Annotated in this window: 22 protein-coding genes and 2 pseudogenes; 2 read left to right on the forward strand and 22 right to left on the reverse strand. The window is 41.4% G+C overall.

The window, feature by feature from the left end; translation table 11 throughout:
• Positions 1-193, reverse strand: a pseudogene (locus QM409_RS10805) (IS1182 family transposase); the annotation flags it as partial.
• Here QM409_RS10805 and QM409_RS04070 point away from each other — a divergent pair.
• Positions 154-342 carry a hypothetical protein gene (locus QM409_RS04070; RefSeq protein WP_414305182.1) on the forward strand — a complete coding sequence of 63 codons (189 nt, stop codon included), beginning with the start codon at positions 154-156 and terminating at the stop codon, positions 340-342. The pseudogene QM409_RS10805 and the gene QM409_RS04070 overlap by 40 nt on opposite strands.
• Before the next feature lie 14 nt (positions 343-356).
• On the opposite strand, the gene recR is transcribed toward QM409_RS04070, so the two are convergent.
• On the reverse strand, positions 357-953 hold the full coding sequence (gene recR / locus QM409_RS04075; RefSeq protein ID WP_000966754.1) for a recombination mediator RecR: 597 nt from the start codon (positions 951-953) through the stop codon (positions 357-359).
• A 10-nt stretch (positions 954-963) separates the two neighbouring features.
• Positions 964-3,021, reverse strand: coding sequence for a penicillin-binding protein PBP2B (gene pbp2b, locus QM409_RS04080; protein ID WP_414305181.1), 2,058 nt, complete (start codon positions 3,019-3,021; stop codon positions 964-966).
• Between the two features lie 185 nt (positions 3,022-3,206).
• Between pbp2b and QM409_RS04085 the strand changes: the two genes are divergently transcribed.
• Positions 3,207-4,058, forward strand: a complete 852-nt coding sequence (locus QM409_RS04085) for a MurR/RpiR family transcriptional regulator (RefSeq protein ID WP_414305180.1) — start codon at positions 3,207-3,209, stop codon at positions 4,056-4,058.
• A gap of 15 nt (positions 4,059-4,073) precedes the next feature.
• Here the strand turns inward: QM409_RS04085 and QM409_RS04090 are convergent, their stop codons facing one another.
• The 19 genes and pseudogenes from QM409_RS04090 to QM409_RS04180 form a co-directional block, all read right to left on the reverse strand.
• A complete protein-coding gene (locus QM409_RS04090; RefSeq protein WP_414305179.1) occupies positions 4,074-4,958 on the reverse strand; it encodes an ROK family protein in 885 nt (294 codons plus the stop codon).
• Positions 4,959-4,975: 17 nt separating this feature from the next.
• The gene (locus QM409_RS04095; RefSeq protein WP_001281495.1) at positions 4,976-5,893 is read right to left on the reverse strand and encodes a dihydrodipicolinate synthase family protein; all 918 of its coding nucleotides are present in this window, start codon (positions 5,891-5,893) and stop codon (positions 4,976-4,978) included.
• Between the two features lie 171 nt (positions 5,894-6,064).
• Complete coding sequence (locus QM409_RS04100; protein WP_049546538.1) at positions 6,065-6,709, reverse strand: YesL family protein; 645 nt, start codon at positions 6,707-6,709, stop codon at positions 6,065-6,067.
• Between the two features lie 19 nt (positions 6,710-6,728).
• Positions 6,729-7,181: a YhcH/YjgK/YiaL family protein gene (locus tag QM409_RS04105; RefSeq protein ID WP_414305178.1), complete on the reverse strand. Its 453-nt coding sequence runs from the start codon at positions 7,179-7,181 to the stop codon at positions 6,729-6,731.
• A 270-nt stretch (positions 7,182-7,451) separates the two neighbouring features.
• Positions 7,452-8,291, reverse strand: coding sequence for a carbohydrate ABC transporter permease (locus QM409_RS04110; protein ID WP_001192120.1), 840 nt, complete (start codon positions 8,289-8,291; stop codon positions 7,452-7,454).
• A 15-nt stretch (positions 8,292-8,306) separates the two neighbouring features.
• On the reverse strand, positions 8,307-9,173 hold the full coding sequence (locus QM409_RS04115; protein WP_153198773.1) for a carbohydrate ABC transporter permease: 867 nt from the start codon (positions 9,171-9,173) through the stop codon (positions 8,307-8,309).
• Between the two features lie 221 nt (positions 9,174-9,394).
• Positions 9,395-10,723: an ABC transporter substrate-binding protein gene (locus QM409_RS04120; protein ID WP_045611137.1), complete on the reverse strand. Its 1,329-nt coding sequence runs from the start codon at positions 10,721-10,723 to the stop codon at positions 9,395-9,397.
• A 114-nt stretch (positions 10,724-10,837) separates the two neighbouring features.
• Entirely contained in the window at positions 10,838-11,536 is a 699-nt protein-coding gene (locus QM409_RS04125; RefSeq protein ID WP_033676556.1) for an N-acetylmannosamine-6-phosphate 2-epimerase, read from the reverse strand.
• Positions 11,537-11,847: 311 nt separating this feature from the next.
• Positions 11,848-12,362, reverse strand: a pseudogene (tnpA, locus tag QM409_RS04130) (IS200/IS605 family transposase).
• A 205-nt stretch (positions 12,363-12,567) separates the two neighbouring features.
• Entirely contained in the window at positions 12,568-15,699 is a 3,132-nt protein-coding gene (locus QM409_RS04135) for an SIALI-17 repeat-containing surface protein (RefSeq protein WP_414305177.1), read from the reverse strand.
• 329 nt (positions 15,700-16,028) lie between these two features.
• Complete coding sequence (locus QM409_RS04140; protein ID WP_414305176.1) at positions 16,029-17,009, reverse strand: acetylxylan esterase; 981 nt, start codon at positions 17,007-17,009, stop codon at positions 16,029-16,031.
• A 428-nt stretch (positions 17,010-17,437) separates the two neighbouring features.
• Positions 17,438-19,453: an ATP-dependent DNA helicase RecG gene (gene recG, locus QM409_RS04145; protein ID WP_414305175.1), complete on the reverse strand. Its 2,016-nt coding sequence runs from the start codon at positions 19,451-19,453 to the stop codon at positions 17,438-17,440.
• Between the two features lie 18 nt (positions 19,454-19,471).
• Entirely contained in the window at positions 19,472-20,575 is a 1,104-nt protein-coding gene (gene alr / locus QM409_RS04150; RefSeq protein ID WP_414305174.1) for an alanine racemase, read from the reverse strand.
• Positions 20,565-20,927, reverse strand: coding sequence for a holo-ACP synthase (acpS, locus tag QM409_RS04155; protein WP_000635004.1), 363 nt, complete (start codon positions 20,925-20,927; stop codon positions 20,565-20,567). The genes alr and acpS overlap by 11 nt, the downstream gene beginning before the upstream one ends.
• A gap of 44 nt (positions 20,928-20,971) precedes the next feature.
• Positions 20,972-22,003, reverse strand: a complete 1,032-nt coding sequence (locus QM409_RS04160; RefSeq protein WP_000864048.1) for a 3-deoxy-7-phosphoheptulonate synthase — start codon at positions 22,001-22,003, stop codon at positions 20,972-20,974.
• 1 nt (position 22,004) lies between these two features.
• Positions 22,005-23,036: a 3-deoxy-7-phosphoheptulonate synthase gene (locus QM409_RS04165; RefSeq protein ID WP_414305173.1), complete on the reverse strand. Its 1,032-nt coding sequence runs from the start codon at positions 23,034-23,036 to the stop codon at positions 22,005-22,007.
• 80 nt (positions 23,037-23,116) lie between these two features.
• Positions 23,117-25,630 carry a preprotein translocase subunit SecA gene (gene secA, locus QM409_RS04170; protein ID WP_261013319.1) on the reverse strand — a complete coding sequence of 838 codons (2,514 nt, stop codon included), beginning with the start codon at positions 25,628-25,630 and terminating at the stop codon, positions 23,117-23,119.
• Positions 25,631-25,775: 145 nt separating this feature from the next.
• Entirely contained in the window at positions 25,776-26,066 is a 291-nt protein-coding gene (locus tag QM409_RS04175; RefSeq protein WP_000940693.1) for a hypothetical protein, read from the reverse strand.
• Between the two features lie 33 nt (positions 26,067-26,099).
• Positions 26,100-26,435: a hypothetical protein gene (locus QM409_RS04180; RefSeq protein WP_000681321.1), complete on the reverse strand. Its 336-nt coding sequence runs from the start codon at positions 26,433-26,435 to the stop codon at positions 26,100-26,102.
• Between the last annotated feature and the right edge of the window lie 29 nt (positions 26,436-26,464).

Raw genomic sequence — 26,464 nt, forward strand, 5'->3', positions numbered from 1 at the left:
CAAATAGAAGAGCAGATAAAAGCATTTTAGGGTGATAAGACGGACGAGCAAAGGTATGATAGAAGGCGTGGAAGTGACAATCCTCCAAGGTATTCACCACTTTTTCAATAGTAAAGACGAGATGGTCTTATGGTAAGAAAGAACTGATTTCTAGTGGTAAAGTTGTTTGATTTGTGTTATAGTGAATATGCATGGGATAGCCTTTCTAAATGGTTTATTGTGCAATTCTATTTTACCAAGACTATCGTAACCATGCAAAAAAGCAACGGCAAATCCGTTGCTTTTTTTGAAGACAAGAGACTATTGTCCCAGACTCTTGTCTTATACGTCAAAATGAGCTAAGTTTTTACTGACTCCTACAACTCTGTTCGATTTTCAATGGCTCGTAAGAGTGTAACTTCATCCGCATACTCAATGTCCGCTCCCACAGCTAGACCTCGTGCTAGACGCGTAACCTTGATACCAGCTGGCTTGAGCAAGCGTGAAAGATACATGGATGTCGCTTCACCATCTGCTGTAGCATTGGTCGCCACAATCACTTCTGAAACTTCACTGTCCATAAGACGAGTCATAAGGCTCTTGAGATTGATATCATCTGGACTGATACCATTCATGGGAGAAATGAGTCCATGTAAGACATGATAGAGTCCATGGTATTCTTGGATATTCTCCATGGCTGCCACATCGCGACTATCTTCGAGAACTAAAATCGTTGTCTGGTCACGAGTCGGATCGGTACAGATAGAGCAAGGATCGTCATCAGTCAGGCGACCGCAGATGGAACAGTAGGTCAGCTCTCTCTTAGCAGAAAGGAGATTTTTAGCAAATTCATTGACATCGTCATCAGACATTCCAATAGTATAGAAGGCCAGACGTGTAGCCGTCTTAATCCCGATACCCGGTAACTTCGAATAACTGTCAATTAGCTTGGCAATAGGTGTTGGATAAAGCATATGTTCCTTTCTAATTCATTGGATGATGTTGGTTATAGAGGTTGATAATATCGCGCGCAATGGAAGGTCCGACACCATTTGTAAGGTTGGTGTTATGAGGGAAGACAACAGCTACAGCGATTTGAGGATTATCTGATGGTGCATAGGCCACAGCATTGGTATTGTTAGCTTTTTGACCACCCTCAACATAACTTTCGGCAGTACCTGTTTTACCACTAATGGATACAGCTGCACCATTTGAAAAGGCACGACCGGTTGTCAAAGCACTACCACCATGTGACACTTGATAAAAGCCTTGTTGGAGGATGGAAACATCAGACTCAGAAATATTAATTTTATTCATTTCCTTGGTTTCAACAGATTGGATTAAGTTCCCTAAGCCACCTTGTTCGTTGTTTCCATAAATTCCCTCGACAATGTGAGGTGCAATCCGAACACCGTTGTTGGCAATAGTTCCAACGTACTGGGCCAATTGCATTGGGGTGTAGTTATCAAACTGACCAAATGCATTGGTAATGTAATTAGCAAAATTATACTCTTTTGGTATAAAACCGGTTGACTCATCTGGAAGGTCAATGCCTGTTGAGGCTCCAAGACCATATTCAGCAAATGTCGAACGAAGTTTCCCCATAGCGGATTCTAAATTGTTAGTTAAAACAAACATATTGGGTTGATAGGTCTGACCCATAATGCCCAAAGCCGTTTGAACCATGTAGGTATTAGAAGAATACTCCAAGGCTTCCACAGCTGTAATCGGGAATGAACCGTAAGCCTGAGTGTACCAAGAATTAATCGGAGCTGAACCTTGGAAGACAATCGGTTGGTCTGTCAAGGTCTGATTCCCTGATAAGACTCCATTCTCCCAACCAGAGCTGATGGTCGCCGCCTTGACAACAGAACCCGGGACAAAGACATTGGTTACTGTTCCCAAGGAATCAGGTGTTAAATCTCCCGTTTTCAAGTCATGTTTTAGCCCTGACATAGACAAAACCGCACCTGTTTTTGGGTTAAGGGCGACTGCATACACACCTTCTGAATACTTGGCTCCTCCATTTCCCAGTTCGGAATTGAAATAACTCTTAAGCAGATTGTCCACGCTATCTTGGAAGGCCAAATCAATAGTCAGTTTAATATTGTTTCCTTTGGTACCGTCTTCGATATTTTCGACACTTTCCATATTGCCATACTTGTCTAGATGGATTTCTTTCACCGAGCGTTTTCCTTGCAAGGTTTCTTCATATTGTTTTTCTAGGTAAGAAGTCCCAACACGGTCATTTAGAGAATAACCCTTTTTGATATAAGCATCTGCTTCTTCAGCTGGAAGACCGGCTTTTTCACTGGATACACTTCCTACTATAGACGAAAGTGAAGTCTCTAGGACCTTTCGATCCCACGAGGTTGAAATACTGATACCAGGTAAATTCTTAGAGGCCGAAGCTATCAAGGCAATCTGAGTATCTGTCAAGGAATCTGTCGCAATGGTCCCTGTCGCAAAATTTTCAACTGCATTAAGTTGGCTAAAGAGGTAAATTTCTTTCTTTTCGTCATCAGAGTAGGTCAATTGACTTGGATCGATACTTTCAACAGTATTATTGTAAAGCTCTGATTCAGATAATTGATTTCCATCAGAATCAAGGCGTTTCTCACGTGGTAAGCTTTCCACTGCTTTCTTATAGACATCTTGATCTGCTAGATAATAGTCTGCTAACTGTCGATCAGTCAATGTTGGAGAAGAAACTCCCACATAAGCCAGCAACTTCTTGGCTGTTTCTTTCAAATCTGCAGCCGTCATTTTGTTGTTTCGGGTAAAGGAAACAACTTGTTTCACAGTATTTTCAACCAAAGGCTTGCCACTGGCATCATAAATTTCACCCCGAGCCGAGCTAGTGGTCACCTTTGTTTTACTAGCCGATGCTAATTTTGTCTCATAAAAATCTTTGTTCAAAACCTGCATGTAAAGCAGGCGACCAATGATGGCCATAAAGAGCAAAATAACAATTGAAAACAATAAATTAAGCCGAATCGGAATCGAATGGCTATCAAATTTTCTCATACAAATCAGTCTCATTTCTATTTAAAATCTTACTCTTCATTGTACCACAATTTGAGAAGAAAATTATGGAAAAGAAGGGAGCTTTTTCCTTTTTACCAGAAAAAAGATTTTATTTATCTCTAGATTATATGATATAATAAATGTAAACGTTCGATGACCCAGTCTTTTTCCAATACGACTCATTTAAAGGAGCCTTCCCTATGGACAAACCAGATATAGCAACCCTCATTGATTCCCACTTCGAAGAAATGACAGATTTAGAGCACGAAATCGCTCGCTATTTTTTGCAAGCTGAAACCATCCAAGATGACCTTTCCTCCCAGCAGGTCACTCAAAAATTACATATCTCCCAAGCTGCTTTGACCCGTTTTGCTAAAAAGTGTGGCTTTACAGGCTATCGAGAATTTATTTTCCAATACCAGCACCAAGCAGAGAAACAAGACACCCATTCTCACAAACATAGTCCCCTGACAAAACGAGTCCTAAGAAGTTATAGCAACATGCGGGAGCAGACACAGGACTTGATTGACGAAAAACAACTTGAACGAATCGCCCAGTTAATCGAAGATGCTGATCGTGTCTACTTCTTTGGAACAGGTAGTTCTGGCCTTGTCGCTCGTGAAATGAAATTGCGCTTTATGCGTCTAGGTGTGGTCTGCGAGGCCTTGACTGATCAAGACGGCTTTGCTTGGACAACCAGTATTATGGATGAAAATTGTCTCGTACTTGGTTTCTCCCTTTCTGGCACAACACCTTCTATTTTAGATAGTCTATTAGACGCTAAGGAGATGGGGGCAAAGACTGTACTCTTTACAAGTGTTCCCAATAAAGATAGTCAGGCCTATACAGAGACTGTTCTTGTTGCTAGCCACAGCCAGTCATCCTACATCCAACGAATATCCGCTCAACTTCCAATGCTCTTCTTTATCGATTTGATTTATGCCTACTTTTTAGAATTCAATCGTGAAAGCAAGGAAAAGATTTTTAATAGCTATTGGGAAAATAAAAAACTCAATGGCTATCGTAGACAAAAACGTGTAAGAAAATCCTAGTTTGGCTGAGCCAAACTAGGATTGTTTTGTCTTGAAATGATAATAAGCTCCCAACATACCTGCTGTATTTTGGTGATGGGCAAATTCTAATCGTGTTTTTTCAGCTAGACTTGGTACCAAGGCCGCCTTCAAGGCTGTGCGAATCTTGGGTTTGAGGATTGCCTCTTGTCCCATGATACCGCCACCGAGAATAACCACTTCTGGATTGGCAACGTAGCAAATATTTGCCAAACCTTTCCCTAGATAGTCTACCATACGGTCAATACCAGCCATGCAAATCTTGTTGCCTTCAGTGGCTTCCTTAAAGATACGTCGGCCATTCCACTGATCAACTGGATCTCCATGACCTGCTGCCACATACTCCACCAAGGCTGTCGTAGAGGCCAAGTCTTGGAAATCTCCATCCTGCATATGCATATAACCGACTTCGCAGGCTGAATTGCTAAAACCATGGAAGACTTTCCCATCCATAATCAAGCAACCACCGATACCGGTTCCAATGGTCAAGCAAAGTGTCACACTCGCTCCCTTGCCTGAACCAGATACCGCTTCAGCAAGACCTGCACAGTTGACATCATTTTCAATCTCACAAGGAATATTAAAGCTAGTCTCGATTTCCTTCTTGAACTGAGTTCCTGCATAGTTGGGAATCTGAGGCCCAGCATAGAAAATCTCACCCTTATCTGGATCCACCATTCCTGCAGAAGAAATGGCAACACCTGCTACTGGGCCTTTTTCTAAATAGCTGGCTACAATATCTTTGGTTTTTTGTAAGATATGAGGTCCACCCTTATGCGCCTCTGTTGGCATTTCATGCGATTCAACAAGTTGGCCTTCTTGGTCGATCAAACCATATTTGATGTTGGTTCCACCGATATCAATTGCAACGTAGTGTGTCATAAATACCTCCTTATGGATTAGAGGAAGCGCTCCTTGGTTTCACGAATCAAGGCTGCAGCTGCTTCTACAACTGGACGATCTTCTTCAGTCACTGGTGTCAATGGTGAACGAACAGAACCAATATTCAAGCCTTCATTGATCTTCAAGACTTCCTTAATCACACCATACATATTTCCATGTGCAGCAGTCAATTTGCCAATGATTGCATTGATAGCGTATTGCAATTCACGCGCTGTTTCCAAATCTTTATCCGCAATCAACTGATTGAGTTTCAAGAAGAGTTCTGGCATAGCACCATAAGTACCACCGATACCAGCTTTAGCTCCCATGAGGCGGCCACCTAGGAACTGCTCATCTGGACCATTAAAGACGATGTGGTCTTCCCCACCAAGGCTCACAAAGGTTTGGATATCTTGAACTGGCATAGAGGAGTTCTTAACACCGATAACACGTGGATTTTTCAACATTTCTGTGTAAAGGCTTGGAGTCAAAGCAACCCCTGCCAATTGAGGAATGTTATAAATCACGTAATCTGTATTTGGAGCTGCAGAACTGATATCGTTCCAATATTTAGCAACTGAGTATTCTGGCAAGCGGAAGTAAATTGGTGGAATCGTTGCAATGGCATCTACACCCAAGCTTTCTGCGTGGCGAGCAAGTTCCATACTATCTTTGGTATTGTTGCAAGCAACGTGAGCAATGATGGTCAATTTACCTTTAGCAACTGCCATGACTTCTTCCAAGATTAACTTGCGGTCTTCAACGCTTTGGTAGATACATTCACCAGAAGAACCATTGACATAAAGACCTTGAACACCTTTATCAATGAAGTATTGAACCAAGGCACGCGTACGCTCTGGACTTACTTCTCCTTGATCATCATAACATGCGTAAAAGGCTGGAATGACACCTTCGTATTTTTTTAAATCTGACATAGATTTTCTCCTAAGATTTCTTTTTTCTGCTAACAGCAGAATTTATTCTTTACGTGTTTAGTATACACCTTGTAAAAAACGCTTTCAATATCTTGTGTACACTTAGATTTTAGTTTCGATATGTATTTTGAAATGTTTATGGATTGAAAGTAGTTTCAGAAACAAATCATCCTATTGGTATTTTGCGAAAATTTTCTCCATCAATCCAGTCTGGATAAAGACCAAGAGTCCAAACCCAAAAAGCAGGAAGGCTGAGCCACCTAAAAGTAAACTGAAGGCGGACAGATAAAGAACCATCACAATAAGAAAGAGAATAGCTAACATGAGGAAGAACCAAGGAAAGTTAAAACTTGCCAAGATAAGTCCTTTTTGTAAGACTTCTTTCCAAGTCAAATCATAGCGTGCAGCTATGGGATAGCTAGCCAACATCACGATAGTGAGGAAGATAAGAACGCCTAGACAGATAGCTTTCACCATTTGGAAAGGCATAGCTGTCTGACCCCAGAAGAGATAGAGGTCTAGAAGGCTTAATGAGACAATGCCCAACTCAAGCAGACCTAACTGAAGACCTAGCTTCAGATTTTGCTTGAAAGCTCTTAAATAGATTCTAAAGACAGGCACACGTCTGCTCTTCTTAATCTCAAACATAGTCTCGTAGAGGCTAATTTTAGCCACTCCAATCGTCACGATGGGCAAACAAGAGACGACAAAAAGAAGATTGGCTGTCACGATATCCAAGACCTTCTCACTAAAACGCATGAGAAAGTTATCTGTATCAAATGCTGCCTTGATAAGGCTTACTCCTTTTTGTGCCATATTTGCTCCTCCTTATTTTTTAGTCAATCAAAATTTTAAAGAGATATTTGCGAACCTTCTGTTCCATACCTGCATAGCCATTTGGCTGGTGTGGTTCTCCTGGGAAGAAAATTGCAAAATTGTGATAACCCAACAAGAGTGGGTAGTGTTCATAACAATGAACAAAGCCAATGTCACTCGCTTCGTCGAATGCTACTGCCTCGTCTTTGATACGTGAACCGTAGCTCGAATATTCATGTCCTTCTACCAGCAAATGCAAATCTGCATAGTTCTTATGATGCTCAAATTGATCATTTTCAGCTTGATTGAGGACATTTTCCTGAACAACTAGAAAGACCTTGTCCCCGTCAATCTCATACTTACCTAATTCGAAAGAATCCTTACTGTGCTGGTAGAGATAGTCGATAGCCTTGTCTAGATTGGGATGAATTCCTTTGTAAAAGGTGATGTTTTTCAAATCGTCAAAAATCATACTCTTTCCTTCGTTTCTGATAGTTAACTAAAATCATTCTTAAGTTGATAAGTGTCTAACAAAATATCTAAGGTAAGCAAATACCCAACATTTTGTAGACACTTATAACTCTATATTCTCTAAATCTATAAAATATATTTCTGTATCTTGATAGATTGATTTTCCTATACTCAATGAAAATTGAAGAACAAACTAGGAAGCTAACCGCAGGCAATACTTAAGTATGGCAAGGTGACGCTGACGTAGTTTGAATTCAATTTTCGCAGAGTATTAACCTTTGACCGCTCCCATAGTAATACCCTGAGTGAAGGATTTTTGGAAGACTAGGAAGACTGTTACGATTGGAACTGCTGCAAGAGCGGCACCTGCCATGATCAAACCATAGTTGGTTGCCATTTCAGCTTGCATAGTTGCAACCCCGAGTGAGATGGTCAAGTTTTGACGTGAAGTCAACATAACCAACTGCATGAAGTAGTCGTTCCATGTATTGATGAAGGTAAAGATTGCAAGGGCTGCAAATCCTGGTTTCACAATTGGGAAGGCTACGCTCCAGAAAGTACGAATCTCACCACAACCGTCGATTTTAGCTGACTCAAGCAACTCTGTAGGGATATTCTCACTGAACTGTTTCATGAGGAAGACCCCGAATGGCCATCCAATCAAAGGCAAGATAACTGCCCAAAGTGTATCATGGATTCCCATGAAGTTGACGATACGTACCAATGGTACAAGGACAACTTGTTTTGGAAGTGCCATGGCAGCGATAAAGATGGCAAAGAGAATACGCTGACCATAGAAACGTTTTTTAGCCAATACATAACCTGCTAGAGAAGAGGTTGCACAGACCAAAAACATAGTTACAAGTGAGATAAATACTGAGTTCCACATCCACTGCAAGGCAGGGTTTTGCACCATAAGTTGTTGGAAGTTTTCCATGGTTGGCATTTTAGGGAACCACTGTGGTGGAATAACGATTGTATCAGGTTGTGACTTGAAGGCACCTGTCAAAATCCAGTAGAACGGAAAGATGAACAGCACGGTCAACAAGAGCAAGATAATAGTTGAAATAACAGTGAAAGCTGTTAAAGGTTTCTTTTGTGTAGATTGCATAGCTGTCTCCTTTCTTTAATATTCTACGTCGTTTCCAAGTACTTTAAATTGAACAAAGCTTACGATAGCGATCATAACTGCTAGGAATACACCAATTGTGTTGGCATAGCCATATTCTGTCAATTGGAAGGCTTTTTCGTAAAGGTAGTACATAAGTGTACTTGTTGAGTAGTTTGGACCACCAGATGTCAACAACTGAATCAAGGCGAAACACTGGAATGAGTTGATTGTTGTAATGATTGCGATGTAAAGTGTTGTTGGAAGGAGGCTAGGCCATTTAATCTTCCAGAAAACTTGCAATTCAGTCGCACCATCAACCCGAGCTGCTTCTACCAATGAATTGTCGATATTTCCCATCGCTGCGATATAAAGGATAATCGGCTGACCAACAGATGTAGTCAAAAGGATAATCATAATCGCCATCAAAGCCCAGTTTTTATCTCCCAACCAAGAAATGTTTTGGCTGATGATGTGACTTGACTTAAGGACAAAGTTTAAAATCCCTGATAGTGGGTCATAAATCCATTTCCAAACAACTGTTACGGCAACACTACCTGTTACAACAGGAAGGAAGAAGACAAAACGGTAGAAGGATCTGGCAATGGCATTTTGATGATATGTCTGAGATGCTACAAAGAGTGAGAATAGAACAACAACTGGTACAGATCCAATAACCAGAATCACGGTATTGATCAAAGACTTCATAAAGACAGGGTCTTTAAACATGCGAACATAGTTGTCCAAGCCTACAAACTCAAATTTAGTCATTGAGTAGTTAAAGAAACTTGTAATGAATCCCATAATCATAGGAGCCAATACAAAGATGACAAAGAAGAATAATACTGGTGCTAGGAAAGCGTAGGAAATCACTGTTTCCCGCATACGAATTTTATTGACTTTCACAGCCGGCACCTCTCTTTCACAAATAAAATATTTTGGATTTTCTTGAACTGTTTTAAAATCAAAATGAAATTTTTTAAGATTCGCTTATGTAAGAACTTCATTTTAATTTCGTGACAGTTCCTTACATTTCAAATAAAATCCTCCCTTTTCTTACATAGACTATGCACAGGGAAAAGGGAGGAGTCAATCTGATTTAGTGCTTATTGTTTTGTAGCTTTTTTAATTGTTTCGTTAGCTTTTTCAGTGAAGGCTTTCAAAGCATCCGCTGGTTTTTCGTCACCATTTGATACAGATTGCAACATTGGGAACCAAAGTGTTCTCATTTCAGCAAAACCATTGATAGTGTTGTAGTATGGTGAGTAGTATTTAGTCCAACCACTGATTGTTTCCATACGTTTGTCTTCATAAAGTTTGCCAAATGAAGTACGAACTGGGAAGGCACCTGTACGAACAACGTCTTTTGGACCCCATTCTTTGTCATCCGCGATGAATTGAACGAATTTCTTAGATGCTGCAACTTTCTTGTCGTCTTTATTGTTGAATACTGCAAATCCGTTTACAAGGTATTCAAGAGCTGGTTTACCTGAATCTGATGGGAATGGTACTTCTACCACTTCTACTTTACTTGCTTCCAAGAGTTTAGCTTGGATACCGTTTTGAGCTGGTGCCCAAAGGATTGTGTAAGATGTTTGACCGTTGGCAAAGTTTTGGATATCTGCTCCACCGTCAAATTGTGAACCATTGTTCAACAAACCGTCTTTAATCCAGCCAGCTGCTTTTTCAAGACCTTTGACGAATTTAGGATCATCAGTTGTATATTTTGTTACATCTTTATCTGTTACAGAACCGCCGTAAAGGTTTGAGATGAAGGCACGTGTTCCTTGGTCTCCCCCTTGACCAGAACTGAACAATGAACCTGGTGTGTAGCCTTTGTCTTTAAGCGCTTTCAAAACTTTTTCAAAATCATCTGTTGTCCAACCTTCTTTTACAAGGTTTGCAACTCCAGCCTCTTCCAACATTTTCTTGTTCATAGCCATATAGAATGGTGCTGAACTGATTGGATACATGTAAGCTTTGTCTCCAGCTTTACTTGCTTGTACAATGTTTTCATTGTTAACATCTTTAACAAATTCGTCTGTGAAGAGATCGTTCAACTCAGCCAATTTACCGTTTTTACCGTATTGGATGATACGTCCTGGTGCGTCAAAAAGTACGTCTGGAGCTGTCCCTGCTTCGATAGCTGTTGTGATTTTTTCAGGACCAGACTTGAAGTCGATGGTTTCCAATTTCACTTTTACATCTGGATTTGCTTTTTCAAAAGCTTCGATGATTGATTTTTCATATGTTCCAACACCGTCACCAGTTTTTTCTTGAGTGAAGACTGGGAATGCCCACCAAGTGATTTCTGTTTTAGCGCCATCTCCACCTGATTTAGCAGCATCTTTGCTACCACCAGAATTACCACATGCAGCAAGGCCAAGAACCGCAGCACCCGCAAGTACTGTACAAGCTAGTTTTCTAAATTTCATTTGTATTCTCCTAATTGATAAGCGTATCCATATTGGATAATGAGTAAGATTGCATTTGTATACGTTTTCATTTCATTCGACGCATCCACCACTCTCCTCTGTTTTAAAATTGTGTTATTTAAGACCAGCAACGAAGCGTTCTGTAATCTCTTTTGGTCTAGTAATAGCGCCACCTACAACGATGCCTCGCACTCCATATCCAAGGATTTGTTTGGCTTGTTCTGGTGTATGAATTTTCCCTTCTGCAATGACATCTACACCGGCATCACAGAGTTTTTTAATTAATTCAAAATCGGGACCATCCACTTTTGGACTGTAAGATGTGTATCCTGATAAGGTTGTTCCGACAAAGTCAATTCCTGCTTCAACAGCTGCCAATCCTTCTTCGAAAGTACTTGTATCAGCCATCAAGAGCTGGTTAGGATATTTCTCCTTAACCTGACGAATGAACTCTTGGATCTCCAAACCATCATAGCGTTCACGCTTGGTACAATCCAGAGCAATCACTTCTATGTCCAGTTCTGCTAATTCATCAACTTCTTTCATAGTAGCAGTGATGAAGGGTTCTTGCGGTGGATAATCTCGTTTAATTATCCCAATGATTGGAAGGTTGGTAACCTCCTTGATTTCCTTGATATCGCGAACACTGTTTGCTCGGATACCAACTGCTCCACCTTGCTCAGCCGCTTTGACCAGCAAGGGAATGACTCCTCCCGCTTCTGTATAAAGCGGTTCGTGAGGAAGGGCCTGACAAGAAACGATGATTCCATCTTTGATTTGTTCAATCAAGGCTTCTTTAGTAATCTGTGGCATCCTCTTTCCTCCTTTTCTTTGTTCTTATGAGTTTATTATATATCATTTGTGAAGCGCTTTCAACACTTTGTAGTATAATAGATTTCAGTTTCAAAAGTTATTTAATTCAAACAGGCCTGCTGAAAGTACTTTCAGCTCTGTCTTGTTTTCAATTCGCTTAGCATCTAAAATCATGACCACCCGTCTAACGGGTGGTTTGAACCAGGGCTATAAGCCCAAATTACCAGCCAGCGCCTAAAGACGCTGGCTTTCACGTTGTTCAAGCCTCATTGCTCTTGACTCGTCACTTACCTCTTAAAGAGGCTTTAGTATTACTTACCACTATCCCTAAAGGGATCCTCATATTCTTTTACACTCAATTTATCTAGTGCTATATCATGCTTTACTCGTCCTCGAATTTTCATACTCGTGAAGAAATCATCCACTGGATAATTTCTTTAATCTTGAATATATTTCTTAATTGTGGCTTCATTGAGTCCAACCGTACTCACATAATAACCTTCCGCCCAGAAATGCCGATTCCCAAACTTATACTTGAGGTTGGCGTGCTTATCAAACATCATGAGTGCACTTTTACCTTTTAAATACCCCATGAAACTTGAAACACTTATCCTTGGTGGAATACTGACTAACATATGTACATGGTCTGGCATTAAGTGACCCTCGATAATTTCAACTCCTTTATAACTACACAAGCGATGAAATATTTCGCCTAAACTACTTCGATATTGATTATAAATGACTTTTCGTCTATACTTAGGGGTGAACACAATGTGATAGAACACATCCACTTTGTGTGCGATAAACTATGTGCCTTTTGTGCCATATTTTGCTCCTTTCGCTTTACAATTGGCTTGAACACCTTTATTGTATCGCGTTTGGAGTTTTTTGGGTATAACCTTCGACGCGCACCTAGCGGAGCGAGACGGACTAATAGTCGCATAATGATAAAAAGAGATAGCCCTATTTCAAATGGGCCATCTCTTTTCTCACTAACGATGAGCGAAATTCATTTTATTCAAGACCTAGTCTTATTTTCGTTTCTTTCCTAATGTCAGGACAGATAAGAAACCTGCTACTAATCCTAGAGAAATAATGGTTGTGTTTTCTTTACTTCCAGTATTTGGTAGCTCATTTTGTTTAGTCGCTGGTGCTTGATAAGTAGCATCTTGTCCTAAAGATAACTTCTTAGCTAGACGTTCGTTTGCAGCTGCTAAGACTGGTTTAGTTTCTCCCTTGTACTCTGGCACTTCCTGGACTGCTGCCTCAGCGCCATTGACACCTCCTTTATATTCAGGAAGGTCATTTGAAGCTGCCAAGACAAAATTAGCACCTCCAGTATATTCCGGAACCTCATTTGTCGCAGCTTCACTTCCATTTACACCATGAGTAATCTTAGAGCCAACTACTGAAACAGGCAAATTATGCATACTTTCGATAGCGCCTTCTGCTAAGCCTGTAACTTTTTGGCCAATATCCTCAGGATCTACTGTAAACAACAGAGTCTTTGTATCATACTGCGTCATAAAGGTAGCTGTCTTGCCATTTGCAAGCTGTAATGTTGGTGCTTGATTGACCAATACTTCTGAATCAAATTCCATAGCAATAATGCCTTGCCCCATATGAACTGCATGTGTAACTTTTGCCTCGGTTGGAGAAACCATATCCTTACTTAAGAAATCCCAATTGAATTTCTTATAAGACAAGGTATATTCGTTTTGGTTGTTATCTGCATGCTCATAAAGCAAACCATATTCGCCATTTCCGAGATCTTGAATAGAATTGTAGGCAAACTTACCACTTTGAATAAGATTATGCTTAAGCCAAGTCAATTCTCCATTCTCTTCAACTCGTGCCAAATGGACTAAACCATTTTTACGTTCACGGCCTGGCCCAGCAGCATTGCTAAGAAGAATGTATTCTTTCCCATCATGCATCGTTTGAATAGCTGACATTTGAACATAGGCATCTTTTACTTCTGGATAATGTTTGATTTCCTTCTCCCAAGTAACTCCACCATCTTTACTAGTAGCAACCTGTAGATTTCCTGTCAAGCCACGCATGAAGAGTTTCACATCACCATTATTTAATTGTACAACGGAAGATTCAGTATTTTGAGCACCATCATTCTTCATTGTTGAAGAATGAATAATTTCATTTCCTACAGGACGATTATCATTCACTGCATCACCCATATGCCAAGTCTTACCATGGTCATCTGAGTAGATGATTCGAGATGATTGAGAACCGTTTAAGTGGTTGGTCTGATTTGTTGTATAAACTGGTACAATGATTCGACCTTTATGAGGTCCAGTATGAAGAGTAATTCCTGTTCCAGGCCCAACCCCTAAGAATTTCATCCAATCGGATTTTACCATTGGGGTAATATCTTGAGGTGCTGACCAAGTCTTACCGTCGTCATCACTGTAAGACATCCATAGATAAGAATCCTTAGCAACTCTAAATGGAGACGTTTTATTACTTGTGAAATAAATATTACCTAATAGTTGCTCCCCTTGATACAAATCTCCTTTATCGCTATAAGCTGGTTTCACTGGATTTATAACAACACGGTAATCTGTTGCTTTGCCATCTGGTGTATACACTGTACCATTTTCACGAATTGTGTAAGAACCTTCTTCGCCTTCTTTGTAGAGGATTTGGTAAGTTTTTCCATCGATTTGTTTATAGGCTGCTTCTCTTTGAGCAGCCATTCCAAAGATTCCTTGCCCTTCTGGGAACATATCATAGATCGAAAAAATTCGTTTTGTTGCAGGATCTTGAACCAAAACCATATCGATATTCACTGGTGAACCGATTGATGGATTAGAAGCTTTTGGATTGTCTCGTAAATTTGTAATAGTTACTCGGTCGCTCCATGTTTTCCCCTTATCCTCACTTCGTCTGGCAACCATGCCGATGTCACCCCAGTCATAGTGGTGTAAGCGGCGTTCGTCAGCACCAGCAATCAAAGTTCCTTTATCAGTTTTCAGAAGGGCTGGAATTCGGTAACTTGTAATACCATCTTTATTTGGTTTACGGTTACTTCCTCCTTCAAAAACATCTAATTTATCGGTAACTTTAGCCCCCTCTGGTAGCTTTTGCTCCAAATCAGATCTTTCAAATAATTGACTCCGTTTTTGAACTTCATCAGGAGTCAGTACTCGGTCATAGACACTTAAATTACGAACCTGTAGATTTGCTCCCCAAACTGAATTTCCTGCCCGATTTGTTGCACCAATTTGAGCATGTGTAATATCTGGCATATCCTTGATAAATTTACCAGACTTCAAGCTAGTACGCGATAAAACACCGTTTACATAAAGTCTAACTTTTCCTTCTGGATTTTCTGCATTCGGTCTTTCTACAGTAAAGGTAACTGAATTCCACTGCCCAGGCTTAATTTTCAATGGAGCATCTGTATATTTATCATAAAATTGTGTTCCATTAGCATCACGTCCCTCAATTAAGGCTGTATTATTGAGAACAGCCATGGTGAAGTACTCATCTTTTTTCTTATCACTAGACACTGAGAATAGATTATAAAAATCTGGAGTTTTGGCATCTGGCTTGAATTCCATATGAATGGTCGCATTTTGAAGTTTCTTCAATGCATTTAATTCACTAGATAAATCTACACGCTGACCATTCTTCGAATTTGTTTCAACATCTTCTTTTTCCACTACTGGAGTTGCGTTTGCGATATCTCTAGCATAGTAGTCTCGAGGAATCACACCCTCTTCTTCTTTATCTTGGTCCTTGTTACTTGCTTCTGTAGTTGCAGAAGCTGTTTCTGGTTTATCAGCAGGAGCTGGTGTATTTTCAGCTGCAGGTTTATTTGTTGGAGTTGTCGTTTCTGCTTCAGTAGTCTCATTTTTCTTTAACTTATCCTGATCAACTTCCACACCATTGTCTTTCGCTGTAGCCAGTTTTCCAGCTAGTTCACTATCTAAATGATCAAGACTTCCTGAAGAAACTTCTTTTGGTAATTCTGATAATCCTTGATTATTATTTTCAGCTGCGGTTACAGTTGAGTTTCCTTGTTCATTTGCCAATACAGGATTTACTCCAAACACCACAGCACCAATAGTTACAGAGGCTACACCCACTGCAAATTTACGAATGCCATATCTTTGTTTTCTATCAAAATTCTTCTGATTCATCTTTCTACCTTTCAATTTCACAAAAAATAAAGCGCTTTCTTTTTGCTTTAAAATTTTTACTCCCCATCATAGGAAAACACAAGAAAGCAATTAATAAACGAGAGTTGCTCTCCTTCTCTCTTTCAACATTTAGCTAGCTGCAATCCAAACAGTAGCTCTTTCACTCCTTTCCTAGACACTTTTTCTTTATTATACAATAAAGTCATAGGTTTATCTCGAGCTTGCCATAGAATAGATTTTACTTTCAGTAATATTTTAATATTTTAATATTTTTAAAAGTACTTTCAACTCCCTTACACAAAAAGAGAGCTACTAGGCTCTCTCATTCATTATTTTACATACTTAAAAGGAATCTCACTGCCACAGATCCAGTTGTAGACTTGGTCATTGACAAAGACATTCATGGCTTCGTGGGCATACTCAGGCATGATGCGATAGGCCTTGTCGCAGGTCAGGCGGTTGTAAATCGCAAACTGGGTAATAGGATAGCAAACATCATCGTCCAAGCCCGTAATCATCTTAACCTCACCCTTGATACGATGGGCAAGATTTTTCACATCGATATAGGCAATGGTCGCCATGATTTCCTCCTCAGTTTCATGGAAAGGATCGTGGAACTTGAAGTATCGGAAAAGTTCGTCGTAAGCCTCGCTAGTATTACCAATCTCAAGCACTCGTCTGAAGTCTGACAAGAAAGGATAGATGGCAACAGTTTTCTCAATTCGAGGATTGAGCGCCGCCGCAACCAAGGCTAAGGCCCCTCCTTGTGAGGCACCATAGCTAGAAAGACGCTTCTCATCAACCTCAGACAGACTAGCAACAATTTCGATCAACTGGTAAATATCCAGATAAACATCCTTATAAAAGAGATGCTCCCGACCTTCCACAGCACCACGGATAATATGCCCTTTCACCGTATTTCCAAGAGGAGAACGCAAACCGTCTTGCGAGTAACCTGACTGGCCCCGCACATCCATGGAAACAACACCATAACCAGCTACGGTGAATGCCAGCATGTCGGCCCAGTCCCAGCCACGTCCCATATAACCATGGAAATGGAAGATTAGCGGAACCTTCTCCTCACTCTTTGGAAGAACGATGCGCGCATAGACCTTACCTTCATTGGTTCCTTTAAAGGTTAATTCATAGCACTTAACTTGAGGAATGTGGAAATCTCTTTCCTCTAACTGGTAGACTGGAAGAGTTGAAACTTTTTTCACTTCCTCATCCCAGAAAGCATCAAAGTCTTCTGGAACCTCATCCCGTCCTCTATAAGTCTTGATTTCTTCTAACAAAGCTAGATTTTTCATAGCATGCTCCTTTTATTTTGTAATCGCTATCACAACTGTAGCATATCTGAGAAATCAATGCAAGAAAGAAGAGTAAACGGAAAGTGATTTTAGATTCTTTATTTTTGGGATGATAGACTGAAAGTAGTTTTAGAAACAAAAAAAAGAGCATTTCCGCCCTTTTTCTCCTGTTCAATCTTATTTTGTTGCTTCCTTCTTTTGGAAAGTAGTTTGGTAATTTACTTTAATCGTTACTGTCATCTGAGAGTCCTCGTTTCTTTTTGATGACTCTAGTATAAGGGGCAAACCTGAAAGCTAGCTTAAGATTTCCTTATAGAAAGCTTATAACTCAATGAAAATCAAAGAGCAAACTAGGAAGCTAGCCGTAGGCAGTACTTGAGTACGGCAAGGCGAAGCTGACGTGGTTTGAATTTGATTTTCGAAGAGTATTAATCTAAATGTTCTTTCTTTTCCAAATGAAGAGCAATCATGCGCCACTCTGGATCCTCTTGCCAACCCTCGATAGAACTAATGTAGCTAGCAACCTTTCTGGCTTCTTCTAAAATCGGAAAATCTTCGATAATATCAGCTACTTGGAACTCTGGAAGTCCTGACTGTCTGGTTCCAAAAATCTCACCCGAACCACGCATTTTCAAATCTTCCTCAGCAAGGACAAATCCATTGGTGGTTTCTGTCATGATGCGCATGCGATCTTTCCCAGAATCAGTCTTAGGATTGGCAACTAGAACGGCATAGGACTGCTTATCTCCCCGACCAACACGACCTCTGAGCTGGTGCAGCTGGCTAAGACCGAAACGATCGGCATCCATGATGATCATGACAGTCGCATTGGGAACATTAACGCCGACCTCAATAACCGTCGTCGAAACTAGAATATCCGTTTTTCTCTCTTTGAAATCCTGCATAATCTGGTCTTTTTCGTCACTCTTCATCTTACCATGTAGAAGAGCCACCTCTGCCTTACCATCAAAATGAACCGTCAATTCCTCTGATAAGGCAATGGCATTTTTCAAATCCAGAGCTTCTGATTCTTCAATCAAGGGAGAGATGACATAGGCTTGGGAACCTTTTTGAATTTCCCCCTCTAACCAAGTCAAGACCTGAGGTAGTTGCTCATGCTTGATCCAGCGTGTCACAATAGGCTTCCGCCCTGCTGGCATCTGGTCGATAATGGAAACATCCATATCGCCAAAGGCTGTGATAGCCAGCGTCCGTGGAATAGGAGTCGCTGTCATCATGAGAACATCTGTGTTGTCGCCTTTTTCTCTCAGAACACGCCTTTGCCCTACACCAAAACGGTGCTGCTCATCGATAATAATCAAACCAAGGCGATCATAATCCACTCCATCCTGTATCAGAGCATGGGTTCCAATAATCAAATCAGCCTCACCCTTGGCAATGGTCTCCAAAACTTCTCTCTTTTCTGCAGCTTTCAAGGAACCTGTCAAAAGAGCCAGTTTCAAGTCTGGAAAGAGGTTCTGTAAACTCTCAAAGTGTTGCTCTGCGAGGATTTCTGTTGGTACCATTAGGGCAGCCTGATAACCAGCTGTCACTGCCGCATACATAGCCAAGCCAGCGACTACCGTTTTCCCGCTCCCCACATCCCCTTGCAAAAGACGATTCATGTGGTGGTCCGACTTCATGTCGGTCAAAATTTCCTGCAAACTCTTTTCCTGAGCTGGGGTCAGGGCAAAAGGTAGCCTTTCTTTGACTTCTGTCACTTTTTTCTGAGACCAGTTCAAAACCAGACCGCTGCCCTGAACTCTATTTTCAGACTTGAGCATCTGCAACTGCATTTGAAAATAAAAGAGTTCTTCAAACTTGATACGGCGAAGGGCCTGCTTGTATTCTGCCAAATCCTTTGGAAAATGCATGGCACGAACGGCCTGACAACGGGACATGAGTTTGTATTTGTCCAGCAAAGACTGGGGAAGATTTTCCTCAATCAAGAGGTCCAGTCCCTGATCAAAGGCTGTTTTAATGACCTTAACCAAACTGGTCTGACTGATTCCCTGAGCCAAGCGATAGACAGGCTGGAGGTCATCTTCCACCTGAGCCAGGACCTTCATCCCTGTCAGACTAGCCTTTGCGCGGTCCCATTTTCCAAAGACAGCAAGAGTTGCTCCCAACTCTATCTTATCAGCTAGATAAGGCTGGTTAAAGAAATTCACCGCAAAAACGACTTCTCCCTGCTTGAGGCTAAAGCGCAGACGATTGCGCTTGAAACCATAATACTGGACACTGGCAGGAGTCACAACTTGACCAGAAAGAACCGCCTTCTCACCGTCTTCTAGTTCCAGCACCTGCTTGGTCTTAAAGTCTTCATAACGGAAAGGAAAGTAGAGCAAGAGGTCTTGCAAATTTTCAATTCCTAGTTTGGCGTATTTTTCTGCTGACTTTGGTCCCACACCAGGTAAGACATGCAAGGGTTGATGTAGATTCATGCTCCACTCCTTTCTTTTCTAATAATATTCTCTCGGAATGCGGTCGCTGAGAAGACAAACCACTTCATAGTTAATAGTCCCACGGTAGGTCGCTACCTGAGTAGCTGTGATTTCCTTGCCTCCGTCAGAGCCAATCAAGATTACCTTGGTTCCCAGTGGATAAAGCTTAGGCAGACGAATGGTGATTTGGTCCATCGAAACCCGCCCAACGATTGGGCAAGCTTGGCCATCTACCAAGACGAAGAAATTCTGCATGTCACGTGTCCAACCATCCGCATAACCGATTGGCACCGTCGCAATGACTTGCTCGCTGTCTGCCTGATAGGTCGCTCCGTAGCCCATGCAAGCTCCGGCTGGAACTGTCTTGACATGAACCAGAGCAGACTCCAAGGTCAAGGCTGATTTCAAGTCATAGGGTAAGTCCAAAACCTCTCCGCTAGGATTCAGACCATACATGGCATCTCCCATACGGACGGCGTTAAAAATGGTCTCTGCATGCCAGAGGGTCGTTGCCGAGTTGCTGGCATGAACCAGCTCTGGCACTTCCTTTATACTGGCCAAAATAGTTTTAAACCGTTCTAACTGGGCATTAAAGTAGTCATCTGATTCCTCGTCTGCAGTAGCAAAGTGGGTAAAAATCCCTTCAACACGGGCACCGTGTTGTTGAAGCAAATCTTGAACCTGCTCGGCTTCACTAGCCTCTCGAAAACCAATCCGTCCCATTCCTGAATCAATCTTGAGGTGGACTGTTAAACCTGCTAGGTTTTCCTCACTAGATAAGAGTGCTTGAATCCACTCCAGTCCAGCCACAGTCAAGGTGATATCGTATTCTTTAGCAAGAGAAACAGCTTCGATTTCAGAAACTCCTAAAATAAGGATTTTCTTGCTGAGTCCAGCCTGTCTGAGTTCAATGGCTTCATCAATATTGGAAACGCAAAAGCCATCTACATCATCTTGAATCGCCTTAGCAACGGTTACTGCTCCATGACCGTAAGCATTGGCCTTGACCACTGCCCACTTGAGTGTCCCATTAGGGATATGAGCCCTCATTTGCTGAATATTTTGTCGAATAGCTCCCAGATGAATCAGAGCCTTGGTTGGTCTATGTGGACTAGCTTTCATGATTTTCCTCCAAAATGACACTGGCTGTCACAAACTGATCTGTATGGCTGATAGACAGCCAAATCTTTCCTGAAAATGGTGCCTGACTAAAATAAGGCGCCCCGCGTTCATTATTCAAGACTTCCAAATCCTGAAAACCGAGCTTGCCAATACCCGTTCCCAGAGCCTTGGAAAAGGCCTCCTTAGCCGACCAGCGACCAGCCAAATATTCGATTCGCCTGCGCCCTTTAAGACTGTTAAACCGTTCCATTTCCTTAGCGGTCAGCACGCGCTTGGCAAAACCTTCATGTCGTGTAACTGCGCTTTCTATCGAAGCCAATTCTTCGATGTCAATTCCGTGTCCAACTATCATTCTCATCAAAAGGAGTTGAGATTCCCCAACTCCATCCTTTTCACTTATTTTGTTAAGGTAGCATAGATTTCTTCTACCAAAGCCTCTGTATTTTCCCAACCTAGGCAAGGGTCAGTAATAGAGCAACCAAAGACCTCTGGTTGATTTTGACGACCATCTGCTAGATAGGATTCAATCATAAAGCCTCGAACCGTCTTTTTGATTTTCTCGTTCCAATCACGATTTTGCAAGGTCTGGCGGACAATTCGAATCTGTTCCATATATTGCTTTCCTGAGTTATCATGGTTGGTATCAATGAGGATAAAGGGATTTTCAAGTCCCATGGCTTCATAGCGCTCAATAGCATTTAGCAGGGTTTCATAGTAAAAGTTAGGCTCATTTTTCCCATATTCATTAACTGCTCCACGGAGGATGACGTGAGCTAAGGGATTTCCTGAAGTTTCAACTTCTTGACCATGAAAGAGGAAGGTTTGTTTATTTTGAGCGGCATAGATGCCATTAAACATGACACCCAAATTTCCAGAAGTTGGATTTTTCATCCCGACTGGTGCATCAATCCCTGAAGCCACAAAACGGTGCTCTTGGTCTTCCACAGAACGAGCCCCCACAGCATGGTAGCTGACCAAATCATCTACCAAGACCAGATTTGACGGATAAAGCATCTCATCTGCCGTTGTCAAACCAGTCTCTGTAATCACGCGGTAGTGCAACTGACGAACAGCCTGCAAGCCGTTAATCAGACTTGGAGCCTTAGAAGTATCTGGTTGGTGAACCAAACCTTTATAGCCGTCTCCGTTGGTGCGAGGTTTAGCTGTATAAACACGCATAACCATGAAAATCTTGTCCGCCACCTTCTTTTGCAAGGCAGATAAACGGCGGGCATATTCCAAGACAGCCTCTTCATTGTCAGACGAGCAAGGACCAATCACCAAAAGGATCCGGTCATCTTCTCCTGAAATGATGTCTGCCATTTCTCTATCACGACGCTCCTTTAGTCGCAAGGCTTCCGCAGACAATTGAGTTTCTGCCTTAATTGCTTCAATATCGATTTCTTGACCTTTTTCAATAAATGCCATACTATTCTCCTAGCGTTTGGTAGATTTCTCTGACGAGGCCTTCCGTATTTTCCCAGCCAAGGCAAGGGTCTGTGATAGACTTGCCAAATACTTCTGGCTCATTTTGTCGACCATCTTCCAGATAAGACTCAATCATAAAACCACGAACGAACTGCTTGATTTTTTCATTCCAAGCACGATTAATCAAGGTCTGGCGGACAATTCGGATTTGTTCCATATACTGCTTACCAGAATTGTCATGATTGGTATCAATGATGATAAAAGGATTTTCCAAGCCCATTTTCTCATACTGGGCAATGGTGTCAATTAAATTGTCATAATAGTAGTTGGGAATATTTTTTCCATACTCATTAAGAGCACCACGAAGAATGGCATGCGAAAGCGGGTTCCCAGTTGTTTCCACTTCTTTTCCTAGGAAAAGGAAACTTTGCTTGTTTTGAGCAGCATAAATCCCATTAAACATGACATTGAGATTTCCAGATGTTGGATTTTTAAAACCAGTCGCAAAATCTGCTCCACTTGCCACAAAGCGGTGTTGCTGGTCTTCAACTGAACGGGCACCAACTGCCATGTAAGAAATCAAATCATCCACAAGCGGAAGATTTTCAGGATAAAGCATTTCATCAGCTGTTGTCATACCAGTTTCCGTGATAACACGATAATGAAGATGACGAACGGCTTTGATTCCATTGATGAGGCTTGGCGCCTCTGTCGCGTTAGGCTGGTGAATCAAGCCCTTGTAGCCATCTCCGTTGGTACGCGGTTTAGCAGTGTAAACACGCATAACCATAAAGATACGGTCTGCCACTTCTTCTTGTAGGACTGCCAAACGCTTAGCGTATTCAAGGACAGCTTCTTCATTATCAGATGAGCATGGCCCGATTACCAAGAGAATCCGCTGGTCTTCTCCACGTATAATGGCTTCTAGCTCTTGATCGCGCTGTGATTTTCTCTCCAAAGCTTGGCCTTCTAATTTTGATAAGGCACGAACTTCTTCAATATTAATTTTAGGACTTTTTGCTGTAAATACCATAACTCATCTCCTTATAAAGCAAACGGATACCAAGTAAAAATTTACTTTTCACAAGGTATCCGCATCTAAACTATCTCATTTTATTGTCTTTTTCCGTGACAGTTTTTAAACTTCTTACCAGAACCACATGGGCAAAGTTCATTGCGTCCAATCTGGCTCAAATCCAAATCTTCTGGCATACTTGCTTGGTGGGCAGCAATATTACGAGTCGCTGTTGTACTGATATGGCGTTCTGCCTGTGGTCTTTCTTGTTCATGAATTTGTGCTTTCATCATCAAACGTGTCACATCAAACTCAATCGAACCAATCATGTCATTAAACATACGGAAACCTTCTGCCTGATACTCAACAACAGGGTTGTTCTGAGCATAGCCACGAAGTCCAACCGCGTTACGCAATTGATCGAGGGCATCGATATGATCTGTCCACTTGTTATCCACCACTCGTAGAATCAAGACTTTTTGGAATTCTTTAACTGCTTCTTCATCACGTAGTTTTGAAACCTGACTATCGTAAACTTGCAAGGCACGTTGGAAGAGTTCTTCCTTAATAGCCTTATCAGACAAGCCTGACAAGTCTTCCATCGTAATAGAATCTTCTGGAAGCAAGTTGTACTTAGCAAAGTTCAAAATTGCCTCTAGTTTTTCATCTTGTTTGGCACGCGCATGACCATCAACGACACGTTCAATCGTGCGTTTGATCATAGCCTGAATTTCAGGTGCCAAGTCACGATCTGCAGTGATGACATCGTAACGTTGAGCATAGATAATCTCACGTTGTTCACGCATGACATCATCGTATTGAAGGACTTGTTTACGGGTATCGTAGTTATTTCCTTCGACACGTTTTTGCGCTGCCTCAACCTGACGCGTCAACATACGAGACTCAATGGCCTCTTCAGACATGTTGAGACGTTCAAAGATTCCCTTCAAGCGTTCAGAACCAAAACGTTTCATCAAATCATCTTCAAGAGAGAGGTAGAATTGTGACTCACCTGGGTCTCCTTGACGACCTGAACGTCCACGAAGCTGGTTATCGATACGACGGCTTTCATGGCGTTCTGTACCAATAACACAAAGTCCTCCAAGTTCGCGAACTCCTTCACCAAGCTTGATGTCGGTACCACGACCGGCCATGTTGGTTGCGATAGTAACAGCACCACGTTGACCAGCATTCATGATGATTTGAGCTTCTTTATAGTGGTTCTTAGCATTCAAAACTTCGTGAGGAACACCAGCTGCGACCAATTTCTTAGAAATATAGTCACTGGTTTCAACCGCTACTGTACCAACCAAGACAGGCTGACCTTTTTGGTAGCGAGCCTTAACATCTTCGACAACCGCCTTAAACTTAGCCTCAATACTTGCATAAAGAAGGTCTGAGTGGTCAATACGTTGAACAGGACGGTTTGTTGGAATTGGAATAACACGAATGTTGTAGATTTCACGGAATTCTTCTTCCTCAGTCTTACCTGTACCCGTCATACCAGACAATTTCTTGTACATACGGAAAAGGTTTTGGTAAGTGATTGAGGCAGATGTCTTGGTTTCATCCTGGATTGGCACACCTTCTTTGGCTTCAATGGCTTGGTGCAAGCCATCAGAATAACGACGACCTTCCATGGTACGACCTGTAAATTGGTCGACAATCAAAATTTCTTGTTCTTCGCTCACCACATAGTCAATATCGAGAAGCATGATATAGTTGGCACGAAGGGCGTTATCGATAAAGTGAGTCAGAGCTACGTTTTCGATGTCATAGAGGTTTTCAAGTTTGAAGTAGCTTTCAGCCTTGTCGATCCCTGAATCAGACAAACCAATAGTTTTAGACTGCACATCGATGATGTAGTCGTCTTTGTCCAAAGATTTTACATAGTGGTCTGCCATGTGGTAGAGCTGACTGGTTTCAACTGCGTTAGCACCTGATACGATCAAAGGTGTACGAGCCTCGTCAATCAAGATAGAGTCAACCTCATCAACCAAAGCATAGTTAAGCGGACGTTGTACCATGTTTTCAGCACGAACGACCATGTTATCACGAAGGTAGTCAAATCCGATTTCTGAGTTGGTTGAGTAAGTAATATCACACTCATAGGCTTCTTTTTTCTCCATTGGAGATTTGGCAGCCAAGTTAATCCCTACTGACAAACCAAGCCAAGAGTACAATTCACCCATCTCAGTCGCGTCACGCTCGGACAGGTATTCGTTAACCGTAACTACGTGGACCCCTTTACCTGAGAGGGCATTGAGGTATACCGGCATGGTCGCAGTCAAGGTTTTCCCTTCCCCTGTACGCATCTCTGGCACGTCACCATGGTGAAGAACGATTCCACCCATGACCTGAACCTTATATGGGAAGAGACCTAGGACACGTTTAGCACCTTCACGGACAACCGCAAATGCTTCATAAAGCAATGAATCCAGTGATTCTCCATTTTGATAACGTTCTTTAAATTCAACTGTTTTTGCTTTTAGTTGGTCATCTGTCAAAGCAGCCATTTGGTCTTCGTATTTGAAAACCTTGTCAGCCATCTTTTCCAGACGACGGATTTCTCCTTTATCATTTTCGATAATTGTTTTTAAAATATTAGCCATGTTTTTCCTTACTTTAAATTCCGAATATTTTAGAATGTTCTTTTAATTTTAGCACAATTACTGATTATTTTCAAGGAAGAATCCCCATTTTGAAAAGGAAAAAGAGGCTAGTTTCCAAGCTAACCTCTCTGACTTTTATGATGCTTTAATTGCCAACAAAAATCGGCAAAATCGCAAATAGGATAAATAGATTTATCCAAAGAGAAAGACAGCAGATGAGTCCAAAAACAAAGAGACTGACTTTCTTGGACAGCAAGGCCATCAAAATCGACAGAATTCCAAAAACTAGTAAAACTTTCTGCATGATTAAGAGATTGATAGATATTCCCAGAACTGGTTTATCCCAAGGAACAAAGAAGAAAGCAATCCAGATCAGCAGAACTAAACCAATATAGACCTTAGAATAGCGTGAAATAAATGATTTTAGATGTGCCATAAGCTACCTCCTAAAAATAAAAACCGATGTAAATCAATGTCTCCCTGCTTTAGACTTCCCCAGTTCTCGTCTCAAGCGAAGCATTTTTTTGAAACAGAAATAAGTTAACCTATTCAGACCAATAGCTAGCAGAATAAAAAGAAACCAAATGCCCCATAACTTGATATCTGTCAAATTTCTCAAGACGATATTGAAAAACAGAACTGAAATAACTGTCCAAGCAAGGCTAAAAAGAGCATAGAGGGGGATGTAAACCCAGTAAAAATAGTAGAGGATCGGGAAAATCTTACTATCCCTGTCAGCTTTGTCTATCCAATTGAAAAAGTAAAAACAGGGAAATAAGATTATAAATTTAAACAAATGTTTCATCGACACCTCTTTTTTGATAGCGTTTTCTA

It is taken from the genome of Streptococcus mitis (genome assembly GCF_047465045.1).
Classification (GTDB): Bacteria; Bacillota; Bacilli; order Lactobacillales; family Streptococcaceae; genus Streptococcus; species Streptococcus mitis_DT.

What these genes read in the sequence shown, in the direction of transcription:
- QM409_RS04115 (WP_153198773.1), bottom strand. Translation starts at nt 9,173, where the DNA reads ATGCGGGAAACAGTGATTTCCTACGCTTTCCTAGCACCAGTATTATTC.
- QM409_RS04100 (WP_049546538.1), bottom strand. Translation starts at nt 6,709, where the DNA reads ATGGCACAAAAAGGAGTAAGCCTTATCAAGGCAGCATTTGATACAGAT.
- alr (WP_414305174.1), bottom strand. Translation starts at nt 20,575, where the DNA reads ATGAAAGCTAGTCCACATAGACCAACCAAGGCTCTGATTCATCTGGGA.
- QM409_RS04135 (WP_414305177.1), bottom strand. Translation starts at nt 15,699, where the DNA reads ATGAATCAGAAGAATTTTGATAGAAAACAAAGATATGGCATTCGTAAA.
- QM409_RS04085 (WP_414305180.1), top strand. Translation starts at nt 3,207, where the DNA reads ATGGACAAACCAGATATAGCAACCCTCATTGATTCCCACTTCGAAGAA.
- QM409_RS04165 (WP_414305173.1), bottom strand. Translation starts at nt 23,036, where the DNA reads ATGGTATTTACAGCAAAAAGTCCTAAAATTAATATTGAAGAAGTTCGT.
- QM409_RS04095 (WP_001281495.1), bottom strand. Translation starts at nt 5,893, where the DNA reads ATGTCAGATTTAAAAAAATACGAAGGTGTCATTCCAGCCTTTTACGCA.
- acpS (WP_000635004.1), bottom strand. Translation starts at nt 20,927, where the DNA reads ATGATAGTTGGACACGGAATTGACATCGAAGAATTGGCTTCGATAGAA.
- QM409_RS04175 (WP_000940693.1), bottom strand. Translation starts at nt 26,066, where the DNA reads ATGGCACATCTAAAATCATTTATTTCACGCTATTCTAAGGTCTATATT.
- QM409_RS04110 (WP_001192120.1), bottom strand. Translation starts at nt 8,291, where the DNA reads ATGCAATCTACACAAAAGAAACCTTTAACAGCTTTCACTGTTATTTCA.
- QM409_RS04125 (WP_033676556.1), bottom strand. Translation starts at nt 11,536, where the DNA reads ATGCCACAGATTACTAAAGAAGCCTTGATTGAACAAATCAAAGATGGA.
- QM409_RS04160 (WP_000864048.1), bottom strand. Translation starts at nt 22,003, where the DNA reads ATGGCATTTATTGAAAAAGGTCAAGAAATCGATATTGAAGCAATTAAG.
- recR (WP_000966754.1), bottom strand. Translation starts at nt 953, where the DNA reads ATGCTTTATCCAACACCTATTGCCAAGCTAATTGACAGTTATTCGAAG.
- QM409_RS04105 (WP_414305178.1), bottom strand. Translation starts at nt 7,181, where the DNA reads ATGATTTTTGACGATTTGAAAAACATCACCTTTTACAAAGGAATTCAT.
- QM409_RS04090 (WP_414305179.1), bottom strand. Translation starts at nt 4,958, where the DNA reads ATGACACACTACGTTGCAATTGATATCGGTGGAACCAACATCAAATAT.
- QM409_RS04140 (WP_414305176.1), bottom strand. Translation starts at nt 17,009, where the DNA reads ATGAAAAATCTAGCTTTGTTAGAAGAAATCAAGACTTATAGAGGACGG.
- QM409_RS04180 (WP_000681321.1), bottom strand. Translation starts at nt 26,435, where the DNA reads ATGAAACATTTGTTTAAATTTATAATCTTATTTCCCTGTTTTTACTTT.
- pbp2b (WP_414305181.1), bottom strand. Translation starts at nt 3,021, where the DNA reads ATGAGACTGATTTGTATGAGAAAATTTGATAGCCATTCGATTCCGATT.
- secA (WP_261013319.1), bottom strand. Translation starts at nt 25,630, where the DNA reads ATGGCTAATATTTTAAAAACAATTATCGAAAATGATAAAGGAGAAATC.
- QM409_RS04120 (WP_045611137.1), bottom strand. Translation starts at nt 10,723, where the DNA reads ATGAAATTTAGAAAACTAGCTTGTACAGTACTTGCGGGTGCTGCGGTT.
- recG (WP_414305175.1), bottom strand. Translation starts at nt 19,453, where the DNA reads ATGAATCTACATCAACCCTTGCATGTCTTACCTGGTGTGGGACCAAAG.